At 71.5% G+C, this 13686-nt stretch carries 13 protein-coding genes; 5 read left to right on the top strand and 8 right to left on the bottom strand.

Annotated elements, in window-relative coordinates:
- Positions 1 to 272: 272 nt before the first annotated feature.
- Both ACQUFX_RS22725 and ACQUFX_RS22720 read right to left on the bottom strand, forming a co-directional pair.
- The gene (locus ACQUFX_RS22725) at positions 273 to 467 is read right to left on the bottom strand and encodes a DUF397 domain-containing protein (RefSeq protein WP_428962340.1); all 195 of its coding nucleotides are present in this window, start codon (positions 465 to 467) and stop codon (positions 273 to 275) included.
- Positions 460 to 1338: a helix-turn-helix domain-containing protein gene (locus tag ACQUFX_RS22720; protein WP_428962339.1), complete on the bottom strand. Its 879-nt coding sequence runs from the start codon at positions 1336 to 1338 to the stop codon at positions 460 to 462. Before ACQUFX_RS22720 ends, ACQUFX_RS22725 begins: the two co-directional genes overlap by 8 nt.
- 374 nt (positions 1339 to 1712) lie before the next feature.
- Between ACQUFX_RS22720 and ACQUFX_RS22715 the strand changes: the two genes are divergently transcribed.
- Positions 1713 to 2027, top strand: a complete 315-nt coding sequence (locus ACQUFX_RS22715) for a hypothetical protein (RefSeq protein ID WP_428962338.1) — start codon at positions 1713 to 1715, stop codon at positions 2025 to 2027.
- 276 nt (positions 2028 to 2303) lie between these two features.
- Here ACQUFX_RS22715 and ACQUFX_RS22710 read toward each other — a convergent pair whose 3' ends face one another.
- From ACQUFX_RS22710 to recD2, 3 genes are read right to left on the bottom strand one after another with little or no spacing between them, the layout of a single operon-like run.
- Positions 2304 to 4985 (bottom strand): DUF6493 family protein, encoded by a 2682-nt coding sequence (locus tag ACQUFX_RS22710; protein WP_428962337.1) that lies wholly within the window; start codon positions 4983 to 4985, stop codon positions 2304 to 2306.
- Positions 4982 to 6364, bottom strand: coding sequence for an SWIM zinc finger family protein (locus ACQUFX_RS22705; protein WP_428962336.1), 1383 nt, complete (start codon positions 6362 to 6364; stop codon positions 4982 to 4984). Before ACQUFX_RS22705 ends, ACQUFX_RS22710 begins: the two co-directional genes overlap by 4 nt.
- A gap of 44 nt (positions 6365 to 6408) precedes the next feature.
- The gene (gene recD2, locus ACQUFX_RS22700) at positions 6409 to 8649 is read right to left on the bottom strand and encodes an SF1B family DNA helicase RecD2 (RefSeq protein ID WP_428962335.1); all 2241 of its coding nucleotides are present in this window, start codon (positions 8647 to 8649) and stop codon (positions 6409 to 6411) included.
- 347 nt (positions 8650 to 8996) lie between these two features.
- On the opposite strand from recD2, the gene ACQUFX_RS22695 reads away from it, so the two are divergent.
- The 3 genes from ACQUFX_RS22695 to ACQUFX_RS22685 are packed head-to-tail and all read left to right on the top strand — an operon-like array spanning position 8997 to position 10345.
- Positions 8997 to 9335: a helix-turn-helix domain-containing protein gene (locus tag ACQUFX_RS22695; RefSeq protein ID WP_428962334.1), complete on the top strand. Its 339-nt coding sequence runs from the start codon at positions 8997 to 8999 to the stop codon at positions 9333 to 9335.
- Positions 9336 to 9350: 15 nt separating this feature from the next.
- On the top strand, positions 9351 to 10211 hold the full coding sequence (locus ACQUFX_RS22690) for an ImmA/IrrE family metallo-endopeptidase (RefSeq protein ID WP_428962333.1): 861 nt from the start codon (positions 9351 to 9353) through the stop codon (positions 10209 to 10211).
- The gene (locus ACQUFX_RS22685) at positions 10208 to 10345 is read left to right on the top strand and encodes a hypothetical protein (RefSeq protein WP_428962332.1); all 138 of its coding nucleotides are present in this window, start codon (positions 10208 to 10210) and stop codon (positions 10343 to 10345) included. The genes ACQUFX_RS22690 and ACQUFX_RS22685 overlap by 4 nt, the downstream gene beginning before the upstream one ends.
- 141 nt (positions 10346 to 10486) lie before the next feature.
- Here ACQUFX_RS22685 and ACQUFX_RS22680 read toward each other — a convergent pair whose 3' ends face one another.
- A complete protein-coding gene (locus ACQUFX_RS22680; RefSeq protein WP_428962273.1) occupies positions 10487 to 11875 on the bottom strand; it encodes an IS1380 family transposase in 1389 nt (462 codons plus the stop codon).
- A 291-nt stretch (positions 11876 to 12166) separates the two neighbouring features.
- Between ACQUFX_RS22680 and ACQUFX_RS22675 the strand changes: the two genes are divergently transcribed.
- Positions 12167 to 12517, top strand: a complete 351-nt coding sequence (locus ACQUFX_RS22675) for a PIN domain-containing protein (protein WP_428962331.1) — start codon at positions 12167 to 12169, stop codon at positions 12515 to 12517.
- A 68-nt stretch (positions 12518 to 12585) separates the two neighbouring features.
- Here the strand turns inward: ACQUFX_RS22675 and yidD are convergent, their stop codons facing one another.
- Complete coding sequence (gene yidD, locus ACQUFX_RS22670; RefSeq protein ID WP_428962330.1) at positions 12586 to 12927, bottom strand: membrane protein insertion efficiency factor YidD; 342 nt, start codon at positions 12925 to 12927, stop codon at positions 12586 to 12588.
- 178 nt (positions 12928 to 13105) lie between these two features.
- Positions 13106 to 13672, bottom strand: a complete 567-nt coding sequence (locus ACQUFX_RS22665; protein WP_428962329.1) for a GNAT family N-acetyltransferase — start codon at positions 13670 to 13672, stop codon at positions 13106 to 13108.
- Positions 13673 to 13686: the final 14 nt, after the last annotated feature.

Here is a 13686-nt window from a genome sequence, read left to right as displayed (position 1 = left end):
GTCACCCTGCGGTCCCTGCCCTCGCCGGCGAGCAGCGCGGCGCCGGTGAAGTCACCCGGGCCGGGCAGCCCGCGCGGGTTGCCGTGCGCCGAGCCGGTTCGGGCAGCCTGGTGGAACCGCGTCGGTTGGTGGCCGGCTGGTCCAAGAGGCGGGGCAGCTCGAAAGGAGGCCGGGGCACCAACCCGAGGAAGCCCGAGGCGTCACCCGTCGAGCCCGGGTCGCGTACCTGCCGGGCGGGGATTCTGGTGGCGTGTGGTTGTCGTCTGTGGCCCTCAGGGCAGGGGGTGGGCCTTGACGGTGGAGAGGAAGGTCTGCCAGGCGGGAACGCCGAAGGTGAGCACCGGGCCGGACGGGTCCTTCGAGTCCCGGACCCCGACGACGCCGGGCAGGTTGTCGGCGACCTCGACGCAGTTGCCTTCGGCGCTGCGGCTGCTCTTGCACCACTTTGCGCGGGTCAGGTCAGTCATCGTAGCTCTCCTTGATCATAATGCCGATCAGGTCTTCCGAGGCGCGCTCGTCCAACGCACGGTCCCAGAGCAGTTGCCAGGCTTCGCGGTACTTGGCGATTTCCTCCGGACGGTCGAGGTAGAGGCTGCCGGTCAGCGACTCGCAGTAGACGGTGCTCGGTTCGGCGGGTCGGGTGCCGGCCGCCGGAAAGTCCAGCAGCGCGAACGCCCCGGCGACCGACACCAGATGCGGTGTGGCGGAAAGTGGCATCACCCGGAGCCGCACATGAGGAGCCTGGGTGGCATTCACCAGGTAGGCGAGTTGGTGCCGCCATGCCTCGATGTCGGCGAGGGGGCGACGGACGACGGTCTCGTCGATGATGGCCTCGAACAGCGGGGCAACGGGAGTGCGGCGGGTCAGCAGCTTCTGGCGTTCCAGTCGCAGGGCGACCTTGCGGGCCACCTCCTGCGGAGTGCGACCCGGCCGGGTGGTGAACAGTGCCTCCATGTACTCCGGCGTCTGTAGCAGACCCGGCACCAGCATCGGCTCGTACTGGCGGATGTGGTGGGCGGCGGCTTCCATGCCGACGTACAGCTCGAACCAGCTCGGGATGACCTCGCCGTACGCGTGCCACCAGCCCTTGCTCTTGGTCTCGCGGGCGAGCGCGACCAGCACCTCCGTCAGCTCGGCCGAGGTGCCGTAGTGCTGGCACATCAGGGTGACGTCGTGGGTGCGCAGGGACACCTGCCCGCCTTCGAGCCGGTACATCTTGGCTCGGGACCACTCCAGCGCCTCGGCGGCGGCTTCCAGGTTGATCCCCGCCTCCTCCCGCGCCTGGCGCAGCAACCGGCCGAGTTGCCGGCGCGGGACGGACGATCCGGTCTCGGGCACGTGCCACCTCGTCTCGGGTCGACGGCCGGGCTGTCTCAACTGGAACACCATGCCCGCTCCTGTGACACATAGTCAATCTCTCATCACAAATTGTAGTTAGAGATGTTGCGGATGGCGCGCTGCCTGCCGGATGGCGCGCTGCCTGCCGGATGGTGACCGTCAGTGACAGAGGTGATCGACGTTTCGGGAGGTTGGAATGAGCCGATGGAAGTGGTTCCAGCGGCAGGAGGAGCCGGTCGACCAGGTGGGCCCGGCCACCAGGTACCCGCTGCGGGACGGGCAGCCGCGTGGCCGGCTGGTGGTGAGAGCGGTCCATCCGGTCGTCCCGAGGTCGAGGGCCCGGCGGGGGACCGACGTCACGGACGGGAGGAACGATGAGCGCTGATCCGGGCTGCGCCCCGTCGCCCGGCGGGGCCGAGCGGGCCCGGGAGGAGCTGTCCGACCTGCCCGTGGTCGAGGTGGACGAGGTGCCGGAGGTGCTGGTGCTCGACGGCGACGACGGGCCGATCGGGTGGGCCGTCGTGCTGCCCGACGGCGACGCCTGGATCATCCGACCCTCATCCCGGGTGCTGACCCACTGCTCGGGTGTCCCGTCGCTGGTCAACTTCTGGGCGGCGGTGCTCGACTGCGAGGTGGGCCGGCCGCACCAAAGACTCCGCCCGCCGACGGCCACCCGCGTCCCTCCGTGACGGGGGTCGCGCCGCAGGGAAGAAGGTGCGGCGTCCGGGCGGGCCGGACCCGCACCATCCCTTTCCAGAGGATGACCAGGCCCGCCGCGACCACTCGACGTCCCCCGTTGTGTCCTTGACGTCGCGCGGTCGGCGCGGCGGTCCGGCGCTGATCACCCTTCTGCAAGGATTGTTGTCGAAGCGGTTCACCAGACGGATCAACGGACCGGTGGATATCCGGTGTCCATCAATGGATGGACACCGGATCCGGCGATGTCTCTTCGGCCGAGGGATCGGTCAGGCGGTGGCGAGGGCACCGTGGAGCCGGCGGGACTCGGTGACCAGCCGGCTCGACCCGCCCCGGGCGGCGACCTCGGCCAGGCCGGGCACCTCGATCCGGACCCCGGTGGTGGTGGCCGTCTCGGCGGCCAGGGTCAGCAGGTCGGGCAGGCCACGGGCGGGCTTCTGGGCGGCCAGCAGCGCCGGCAGCGCGGCGGCGAGCAGCCGCCACACCGTCAGCGGCGCACCGGCGAGCGCGGCGTCGCGCAGCGGCTCCACCGCCCGGGACAGCTTGACCCGGTCCCGGACGACCAGGGTGCCCACCTGCTCGCCGGTGCCGACCGGGTCGAACTGCCCGGCCCCGGCCAGGGCGAGCAGGGCGTCCAGGGTGGCGACCCGGTCGGCGGCGTGCCGGGCCCCGAGACCGTAGGCGACGGCGAGATCGACGGCCACCCCGCCGGTGCCGGTGCTCTCGGCGAGCAGCGGCAGGACGGCGGTGGCGTCGCGCTGGTCCACGTCCGCCCCGGCGGCCACCATCGGCAGGGCGTTGGCGGCCACCACGCCCCGGTGCCCCGGCAGCAGGGACGGCCACAGCTTCTCCCAGCCGGCGTCGTCCATCGAGGACAGGGTCGGGGTCGGGTCGGCGGTGACCAGCCCGTACCGGTCGTCGTACCCGTCGGGCGGGCGCACCTCGACCAGGATCCGTTCCCCCAGTTTCTGGTAGTACTCCCGCAGGTACGCGTGGCGGGACTTTTCCTTGACGGGGGCGGAGGCGGCCCGCATGATCGGCTGTGGCAGCCCGCCGGAGCGCAGCCAGGCGGCGAGCCGGTCACCGGCCGGGGTGCCCAGCGCGGCGGCCTTGTCGGCCACGGCGTCGTCGGGGCCGGTGGGCAGGCGCAGCAGGGCCTGGGTGAGATCCCAGTGCCAGGCCGCCCGGTCGCCCAGCGCGGTCAGCCGCTCCAGCAGGGCGAGCGGGTCGAGCTGCCCGTTGGCCGAGGTGGGGGCGGCGAGCAGGCCACCGTGCCCCGGCTCGTTCAGGTGCATCCCGATCTCGGCGAGGCGGGCCCGCAGCAGCCGGTGGACCGCCGGCACCCGGGGGTCGGTGGCGACCAGTTCCGGGGTCTTCGGGGCCCGGTCGGTGCGGCGGACGGCGGCGAGCAGCGACTCCCACCGGCTGCGCCGCCGGGGCTGCTGGTCCGCGCCGGCGGTCCTGCACACGTCGACCACCACCTCGCAGAGGCAGAGCGGGTCGTAGCTGTGCTCGTTGCCCCAGGACCAGTGCCGCCGCTCGATGACCGGGGTCAGGGCGGCGTGCACCCGGGGCGCGTCGGTCGCGGTGAGGCGGACCAGCCCGTCGAGGACCCGGTCCATCGGCACGCCCTGTGACCGGGTGCCGAGCAGGGCGGCGACCTCCTCGGCCAGCTCGTCCACGTCGGTGATCGGGGCGGGCGCCGGGGCGGCCGGGGCGGGCGCGGGCAGGTCGTCGCCGCGCGGCTCGGCGACCGCCGGGCCGGGGCCGGCCGCCGCCGGGTCGACGCCGTGCCGGGCGGCGAGGGCGCTGGCCCGGTCCCGCAGCTCGACGGCGGGGTGCTCGGTGGCGACCGCGATCACCTCGGCGATCTCGGCGGCCCGCTCCCGGTACGGCTTGCGGGCCAACCGGTCCAGCCAGGTGAGCTGTGCCTTCACCAGGGTCTTGTCGGGGCGGAACAGCACCTCCCGGGAGGCGTCGAGGATCGACTCCAGGGCGAGGTCGGGCAGCTCCCGCAGGGCCTTCTGGGCCATCGTGGCCACCGGGGCCGGGGCGTCGGTGAGCAGGCGCAGGTAGTCGGTGGTGCGGGCGGTGACCTCGGCGGTGGTCGGCTGGAGCTGGTCGAGCAGGATGACGAAGGAACGCAGCGCGGCGGTCTTGTCGCCGCGCAGCAGCCGGCCGAGACAACCGTCGATCAGCATCGCCCGGTCGACGACGCCCTCGGCGGCGAGCGCGGTCAGGGCGTTGAGCAGGCCGTGCCGCTCCCGGTCCTCCCAACTGCGGAGGACGATGTCGAAGCCGAGCTGCGAGCCGAGGCCGTCCACCTCGAACAGCCGGGGGAGCATGACGGGGAGGAAGGGGTCCTCGCGCAGGCGGGCCGCCAGCAGGGGCCGGCGCCGGCGGCCGTCGTGCCGGTCGTCCGGGAACTGGAGGCCGCTGACCCAGAGCTGCACGGACCGGTCGTCGGTCGGGGGCGGTGCGCCCTCGTCGCGCAGCACCGTGGCGACGAACCGCCAGTGCTCGATCCAGCTCGACTGGTTGAACCGGGCGGCCAGCCGGTGGGCCAGGTCGCCCAGCCAGGTGACGCCCCGCTCGGTGGCGGCGGCGCGGACCAGCCCGGCGGCCCGGCTGCCGTCCAGCACGATCGAGCGGCGGGCGAGGATCGTCGCCGCCTGGGCGGCGGTGGGCAGGCAGCCGACCACGAGGACCGCCAGGGCGGTGCCCTTGCCCTGCGACCACCAGGTCGACCGGTTTCGTTCCTTGAACCAGGTGGTCAGCTCGGCGGCGATCTCCCGGCGACGCTCCTCGGGCAGCCCGGCCAGCGCCGGCCCGATCAGGTCGGCGGCGCCGCTGTTCACCAGGTCGAACAGGTCGCTGGTGCCGCCCTGCGCCAGCTCGTACCGGCGGCGGGCCTGGCTCTTGATGATCTCGGCCGGCCGGTCGCGGCTCACACCCGCTCCTCGGTCTGCTCGGTGACCTCGTCGGCGGTCGACTGCCGGGTGAGCAGCATCCGGGTGGCCAGGGCGTGCCGGCACGGCCCCCGCTGCCCCCGGTGCTTGGCCCACCAGGGGCAGGTGCAGGTGAAGCTGTCGTCCGGCAGGTGGCGGACCCGGTACGACTGTTCGCCGCTGCGGACCGTCGCCGCCGCCGGTGGGCCGTCCGCCGCGTCGTCCAGCGTCACCGCCCCCGCGTCGAGCAGGACCCGGGCCCCGACCAGGCGGGGATTGTCCCGCTCGGCGCGGCCCGCGTCGTACGGCATCACCCGGTGGAAGTACGCCGCCTCGGAGACGTCGTACCCGACCCGGCCGGCGGTGCCGAGCTGGGCCAGGGCGCCCCGGACCCGGTCGGCGTCGAGGTTGGCCTCGACGGCGAGCCGGTCCACGTCGACCGTCGGGTCCCAGGAGAGCAGGGCGGAGACCAGGTCGGCGTCGTCGACCACGTCGTCCCCGGCCAGCGAGGTCAGCGCCGCGCCCTCACCGGAGAAGCCCCGGTACGGCTCGGGGGAGAGGGTCAGGGAGAGCCGCAGCGCCCCGGTGTCCAGCTCCCAGGTGCTCGGCACCGGGGCGGAGCCGGCCGCCACGGTCGGACCGTACACCCGCAGGGTCTTCGCGAAGCGCAGCATCGGGCGCAGCGCGACCAGCCGGCTCGCCCCGGCCAGGCAGACCGCCCCGGGGACCGGGCGGGAGGTGAGCCGCAGCGTCCGGCCGGCCGGCACCACCCAGAGCACCGCCCGGTCGTTGCCGGTCGGCAGCCGGCGCAGGAACGCCGCCGCCTCGGTGGCGGGGATCTCGGCTCGGGGCTCGAAGCGGGCGGCCAGCACCTGCACCTCGGCGAAGCCGCGCAGCCAGCGCACCGGCAGCGGGACCTTCTTCTCCACCACGGGGCCGTCCAGCGTGGAGACGGTGAGGTCGTCCGGGCCGACGGACATGTGCAGCGGGTCGAGGCCGCCGACCCGGGCCAGCGCCTCGCGCAGCGGGTTGTTCACGTCGACGTTGGTGGTGCCGTGCTCGACCACGTCACCGTCGAGCCCCTCGGGCAGGGCGTCCATCCGGGCGTACACGCCGCAGCAGCCGGAGAAGGACTCGAACCGCAGCCGGTCGCGGCTGCCGGTGACCACCGGGTCGAGGCTGGCCGGGCTGACCGGCCGGTGGTACCGGGTGCGGGCCACCTCGGCCACGGCCAGCAGGCCGACCGCCGCCGCGTGCGGGGTGGTGAGGAAGCCGTCGAAGAAGCGGGGGTTCGGTGCTGGCCCGCCGCTGGTCTGGAGGGCGAGGCCGTCGCGCGACAGGGCGGAGGACCCCAGATACCGGTACGTCTGAACTGCGCTCACGTCCGGGGACGCTAGAGGACCCCACCGACAGAACCGGCCGCCCGTCACGCCGACCTGGTGAGCCGGTGCGCCAGGGCGGTGTGCCGGCGACCCGCGCCGACGGTCCGGACGGCGGCGGCCAGGGCGCGGCGGGAGCCGACCAGCACGACGAGTTTCTTCGCCCGGGTGACGGCGGTGTAGAGCAGGTTGCGTTGCAGCATCATCCACGCGCTGGTGGTCAGCGGCACCACCACCGCCGGGTACTCCGAGCCCTGCGAGCGGTGGATGGTCACCGCGTACGCGTGGGCCAGTTCGTCCAGCTCGTCGAAGTCGTACTCGATGGTCTCGTCCTCGTCGGTGCGGACGGTGAGGGTCTGCTCCTCGGTGGAGAGCGCGACGACGACGCCGACGGTGCCGTTGAAGACCCCGGCCTGGCCCTTGTCGTAGTTGTTGCGGACCTGGGTGACCTTGTCGCCGACCCGGAACACCCGCCCGCCTAGCCGCCGTTCCGGCTGCCCCTCGCGAGCCGGGGTGAGCCGTTGCTGGAGCAGGGTGTTCAGCGCGCCGGCCCCGGCCGGGCCCCGGTGCATCGGGGCGAGCACCTGCACGTCGCGGCGCGGGTCCAGGCCGAACTTCGCCGGGATGCGGGCGCAGGCCACGTCGACGGTGAGCGCGGCGGTCGCCTCGGTGTCGTCGCAGGCGAAGAGGAAGAAGTCGGCCATTCCGTCGAGCAGCGGCGGGCGGCCGGCGTTGATCCGGTGCGCGTTGGTGACCACTCCCGACTTCGCGGCCTGCCGGAAGACCTGGGTCAGCCGGACCCGGGGGACGACGTCGGCGGCGAGCAGGTCGCGCAGCACCTCCCCGGCGCCGACCGAGGGGAGCTGGTCGACGTCGCCGACCAGCAGCAGGTGTGCGCCCGGCGGTACCGCCTTGACCAGCTTGTTCGCCAGGACCAGGTCGAGCATGCTCGCCTCGTCGACGACGAGCAGGTCCACGTCGAGCGGGTTGTCCCGGTCGTGGGCGGCGTCCCCGCCGGGACGCAGTTGCAGCAGCCGGTGCACGGTGGCGGCCGGGTGCCCGGTCAGCTCGGCGAGGCGTTTCGCGGCCCGGCCGGTCGGCGCGGCCAGGGTCACCTTGGCCTGCTTCGCGGCGGCCAGCTCCACGATGGAGCGGACGGTGAAGCTCTTGCCGCAGCCGGGGCCACCGGTCAGCACGGCGACCTTCGAGGTGAGCGCCAGGCGGACCGCCTGCTCCTGCTCGGGGGCGAGGTCCGCGCCGGTGCGGGCCCGCAGCCAGGCCAGCGCCCGGCCCCAGTCGACGGTGGCGAAGTGCGGCAGCCGGTCGGCACGGTGGTCGAGCAGCCGCCGCAGCGACCCGGACAGGGAGAGTTCGGCGCGGTGGAAGGGGACCAGGTACACCGCGTCGACCGGTCCGCCGTCCGTCCCGGTCCGTCCGCCGACGGCGTCGCCGGGCAGCGTCTCGCGGACCACCCCCTCCTCGGCGGCCAGGGCGTCCAGGCAGGTGGTGACCAGGTCCCCGGGTACGTCCAGGATCTTCACCGCGTCCGCGACGAGCTGCGGTACGGGCAGGTAGCAGTGGCCGTCGTCGGTTGCCTCGGAGAGCGTGTACGCCAGCCCGGCCTTGACCCGTTCCGGGCTGTCGTGCGGGATGCCGACGGCGCGGGCGATGGTGTCGGCGGTCTTGAAGCCGATGCCCCACACGTCGGCGGCCAGCCGGTACGGCTCCTTGGTCACCACGTCGACCGAGGCGTCGCCGTACTGCTTGTAGATCCGGACGGCGAGGGAGGTGGAGACGCCGACGCCCTGGAGGAAGAGCATCACCTCCTTGATCGCCTGCTGCTCCGCCCAGGCGGCGGTGATCTTCGCGGTGCGTTTCGGGCCGAGGCCGGGCACCTCGACCAGGCGGGCCGGTTCCTCCTCGATGATCCGCAGGGTGTCCAGCCCGAAGTGCGCCACGATCCGCTCGGCGAAGACCGGCCCGATCCCCTTCACCAGGCCGGAGCCGAGGTACCGCTGGATGCCCTGGATGGTGGCCGGCAGCACGGTGCTGTACGAGTCCACCTCGAACTGCCGGCCGTAGCGTGGGTGCGACGACCAGCGGCCCCGCAGCCGCAGGCTCTCCCCGGGCTGCGCGCCGAGCAGCGCGCCGACCACGGTCAGCAGGTCGCTGCCGCGCTCGGTGGCGACCCGGGCGACCGTGTAGCCGGTCTCCTCGTTGACGTAGGTCAGCCGTTCCAGCACGGCCTCCAGGACGGCCGGGGCGGGGCTCGCGCTCACCCGCCCCATCCTGCCGTACGCCCGGACCCCCTCCGTTGATCCAGGGGGCGGTCTGGTAGTCCGTTTCCGTGCCGGTTGGGGTACCAGTGCGGCGTGAACTCGGCATCGGTCCAGGGTGACGTTGCATCGTCCGGGGTGGGATCAGCCGGAGTTCGGCTGGCTGCACGAGGATCCCCGCCTGGAGCGCTGAGCATGTACTCGATCTTCGGGTATGACCTATGACCGGCGCGGGGTCGGGTTGTGCGGATATCGGGACTGCTTTGGCCGCCGAAGCCCCGATAACCTCGCCAGCGGGGCGGTCGACGTGTAGGCTGAATCATAAGATGCAATCATGATTCACTGCTGGGGAGTAGATCATGATCAAGGGGAGTACGGGAGAAATCATCGAGCGCGCTCGGGTGGATGCAGGCCTCAGTCAGCGAGCATTGGCGGACAAAACCGGCATTTCCCAGCCGACGTTGTCGCGGATCATCTCCGGTGACCGTGTGGCGAAGATGCCAGAAATCGTGGCGATCGCTTGGGCGACCGGACGCACCGTGGCTCAACTCACCGGAGGGCAGACGGTAGCCGACCGAGTGCAGTGCGCGGCTCGGGCCACCAACGGCTCCGGGATGGATGCGATGCGCCTAGCGCTACTGCACTTCCTCGAACTGGATGATTACCTCGATGAACAGGCTATTCCCGCCACGATCTGATTCAGGTAGAGGACTGTGAGCGCTGAAATCGAGGGATGTGCTGCCGCCCGCTCATTCCGGGAGCAACACCGGCTGGGGGTGCAGCCTCTGGGTGACCTCATCGCAATCATCGAGCAGACCACGGGAGTAGACGTTGCTGTACTCGATGCTGGCCCGGACGAGCATGGCCTGACAATGCGAGATCCCGAACGTGACACCATATTCGTCGGTGTCGCCCGGACTCCCCACCCCATGCGGCAACGCAGTACTCTTGCCCACGAACTCGGTCACATTCACTTTGGGGATTGGGTGAATGCCGACGCGGGTGGCTGGAGTGAACGGTCTCCTGCCGAGGTTCGCGCCGATGCCTTCGCCAGGAATCTTCTCCTACCGTTGGACGGAATGCGGGAATTCCTCACGGGCAGCCCAAAAATGACCGAAGCAACGCTTTCCGCAATTGTTCAGCGCTTCATCGTGTCACCCGCCATGGCAGCCATCGCGCTACACGGGGCCGGATGCATCGATGCTGCGACCAAGGGGGAGTGGATGGCCCTGTCCACCCCCCATCTGGCCGTTCGATTTGGTTGGATTGACCAATACCAAGCCATGCAGTCCGATTCGAACAAACGCAGAGCCCCCCAGAAGTTGCTGGCCCGCGCCACGAAGGGGTACGCGGAGGGAGTCCTGTCAGCCCAAGCCATCGCGTCCCTGCGCGGTACCAGCCTGTATGCCGTGGAAGCGGAGTTGCGGGATGCGGGCGTCACACCGGCGGAGCGCCCTGTCGCTTGGGCCGACCCCGCCGATCTGCCGGACGTGCCGATAGATCTGGCCGCGCTCGACGCAGATCTCGGCGCGCCAGATCCATCTGAGGACCCGACCGGCGGAACGGCACCGTGACAGGTGATCGGCCGATCATCGATGCCGGGCCCAGCCTGAACTTTCTCTCAATTAACAAGGAGCGGCTTCTGATCGGCGTCCTCGGGCCGCTCAGCCTCGATCCACCGATGCGGTTGCCGCTGATGGCCAATTGATCTTTTTGTGATTGGTGATTCGGCAGGGTGTGTGGGAGCCGCCGATTACGTGATCGGCTTGCTCCGGTTGGGTGGTTCGGGGCGGGTAGCGGGGGTTGTGGCCTGTGGTCGGGCCGCCTGGTTCCGGCTGGTGGGTCGTGGTCAGCCGGGTGCCGGCCCGACGGCGGTGTAGAGGTTGTCGAGCGCTGCTTGCCAGGGCCAGTGCTCGGGTAGGTGCACGATGATGGTGCGGGCCCGGTGGGCGAGGCGGGCGGCGACGTTGATGATCCGGGTGCGGATGGTGGCCGGGCGGGCGGTCGCCCAGGCGCCGGCGGCGAGGTGTCCGGCGGCGCGGGTGAGGTTGTGGGCGATGCCGGCGCAGGTCAGCCAGGTGTCGTTCGCGCTGAACCGGCCCGAGGGCAGGTGCGCGAGGGGTCCGGCGATCAGGTCGGCGTTGACCTGCTCGATGATCGCGTGTTGGCGGTGCTGGGCTTCGGCCTGCACGAGCGTGTAGGGGCTGTCGGTGAACACCGCGTGATACCGGTAGGTGGGCAGCAGTTCTTCCTGGCCCGGGGCCTGGGCGGGGTCGTCGCGGCGGACGCGGCGCACGATCAGCCGGGCGGTGATCTGGTGGCGGGTGCCGGCGAACGCGGTGTACTCGGTCTCGGCGATCTGCGCGTCGGAGATCCACCTTCCGGCGTCGTCGTCCCAGACGGCCTGCGGATACTTGATGTCGATCCACTGGGCGTCCGTGATGCTCTCGCAGGCGGTGCGGATCTTCGCGTCGATCCGGGTGGTGAGTGAGAACCGCACCTTGCGGCGGCGGCAGGCGGCGATGACGGTCTTGGCGTAGAACGCCGAGTCGGCGCGCACCACGATCTCCCCCGTTGCGCCGCACGAGCGGGCCGTGGTGATCGCCTCGGCGATCATGCTGGCCGCACCGCGGGCCGAGCCGGCGTTACCGGCGCGCAGTCGGGTGGCGGCGATCACCGGCACCGACAACGGCGTGGACAACGTCGCCACCACAGGGTTGTAGCCGCGCAGCCAGACGTTGTAGCCGCCGACCTTGGCGTGGCCGAACCCGATGCCCTGCTTGCGCTTGCCGAACACCCGCCGCAGCATCGAATCGATGTCCACAAAACACAGCGTGTCGGCGCCGGCCAGCAGTGGTGCCCGCCGAGCCAGGCCGATCAACGTGTCTCGGGCGGCGGCCTGCAACTGCCGCACATGCCCATGGGTGAACGTGCGCAGGAACGAGCCGAGTGTCGAGGGCGCGTACACGCTGGTGAACAGCGACCGCATGCCGCCGTGCCGGGTCACGTCGAGGTCGTCGATGCTGTCCGCACCGGCGAGCATCCCCGCGATGATCGTGGCGACCTTCCCGGCCGGGTTCGCGCCCTTGTCCGTCGGCAGGCTCAACCGGTCGGTGACCGCGTCATGCAGACCGGCCCGCTCGGCCAGCCGCATCACCGGCACCAGCCCGGCACACGACACCAGATTCGGATCATCAAACGTCGCGCGCACCACCGGCGCGTCATGGCGTAATCTCACCTGCGAGGTGCCCTTTCGAGCCGAACGATAGAAGCGTGAGAACTCCTATCCTTCCAGCTCAAGGGGCACCTTCTGTCTACGGGGTCTCGCCAACCCAGCCTTCATCGGTGGATCGAGGCTCAGTGTCCCCGAGACAGTGCAGGGCGAGGTACTTCGTAAGTCCCGAGAGGATTCGCGTTTCGGCCCCGCGGCGACGGTCTGGCGCAAGCTGACACCACGCTGGATCCACATACTCTCCGATGATGAGACGCCTGAGCTGGCCGCAGTCGTTCATAGATCACTCAACAACCCATGCGAGACCGGCTGAGGCACCCCAAGGACCTGGGGGAGATCATGGTGGTGGCGCACGCCGTCGTCGCCGCCGAAGCCGGCGCGACGATGACCGTGCTCATCGACGACGGGTCGGGAGCGCAGATCGCCACCGCCGAGATCCATCGACTGCAACGTCTTCGCACTCAGGGCCGTCCAGTGGGATCGATCAAGCTGGTGAGCACTCTGACAGTCCTGGAACGTGCTGCGGGAACCGAACACATCCCGGATCGATCCGCCATGCGTGACGTCTACCTACGACTTCGTGGCCTCGACGATGGCCTACCACCGATTGAGTCGACGAGTCTCTTGTCCGCCTCTCAGTGGCGATGACCCGGAAACCCCGCTCGGGGTCACCGGCAGAAGCTCGTAGCGCTCCTCCAGCAGGAGACCCCGTGGGCTCAGCGCACCGGGTCCTGGGTGCCCCGGGGCACCGAGGGGCGGCAGCGGCGGACCCGGTCGGCGGCGAGCCGGCCCCCGACCGCCAGCCCGTACCGCTCCACGGCGGTCAGCCCGTACGCCCCGCAGGTGGGGGTGAACCGGCACTGGCAGGGCATGCGCGGGGAGAGCCAGCGGCGGTACCCCCGGATGGCGGCCACCCCGGCCCGGTCCAGGGCGGGGGCGCCGGCCCGGGTGGCGGCGGCGGAGCCGAGCAGCAGCAGGCCGGAGAAGAGGCCGAAGATGTCGCAGCAGGCGCACGAGTCGAAGCAGCCGTCGGGGTTCCTGGACCGCTTCCCCCGCATGCGGTGGAACCGATCCTGATCGCGCCGGTTCTCCCGGGCCCGCTCCCATATTCCACGGAACATGAGCACATGATCAACCATGCCCGCCACCGGTCGCACGGGTGGTGGCGTCGGCCGGGGGTGGACGCCCCCGGCCGGGCCGGGCGGGGCTCAGGCCGGGACGGGCCGGGTGGGCGGCTCAGGCCGGGACGGGGGCGGGGCCGTGGTCGGCCTCGAACCGTTCCCGGGTGAGGAAGGCGAGCTGGGCCCGCTTCTCCGCCAGGTCGATCTCCTCGGCGAAGGTGAAGCCGCTGAGCAGCATGCGGCGCAGGGCCAGCCCGTTGCGGACGTCGGGCTCCACCACCACCCGGGTCAGGGCGGGGTCGCGCAGCAGGAACCGGACCAGGGCCGGGCCCACGGTTCCGGCGAGTCCCCGGGGGACCCCCGGGCCGGGGGAGAGGAGCAGGTGCATGCCGATGTCCCCGGGGCGGACCTCGTACCGCTCCCCGACCGGGTCGGCGGCCGGCTCGTAGCTCTGGAAGATGCCGACGGGCTCGTCGTCCAGGCGGATCAACCAGGCATGGTGGGTGGTGAGGCCGTCCAGGAAGGCGTACACCTCCCGGACCTCCTCGACGGTGTAGGCGCCCATCCCCCAGTAGACGTTGCGGGGCTGGGTGACCCAGCCGTGCAGCAGCTCCGCGTGGGCGGCCGGGTCGACCGGCTCCAGCGTGAGGGTGCCGACGTCGGGGATCTTCTCCAGGTGCATTGACGGACCTCTTC

Source organism: Micromonospora fluostatini, assembly GCF_050410825.1.
GTDB classification, from domain to species: Bacteria; Actinomycetota; Actinomycetes; order Mycobacteriales; family Micromonosporaceae; genus Micromonospora; species Micromonospora rosaria.
This window is presented reverse-complemented; position numbering and strand designations above follow the sequence as displayed.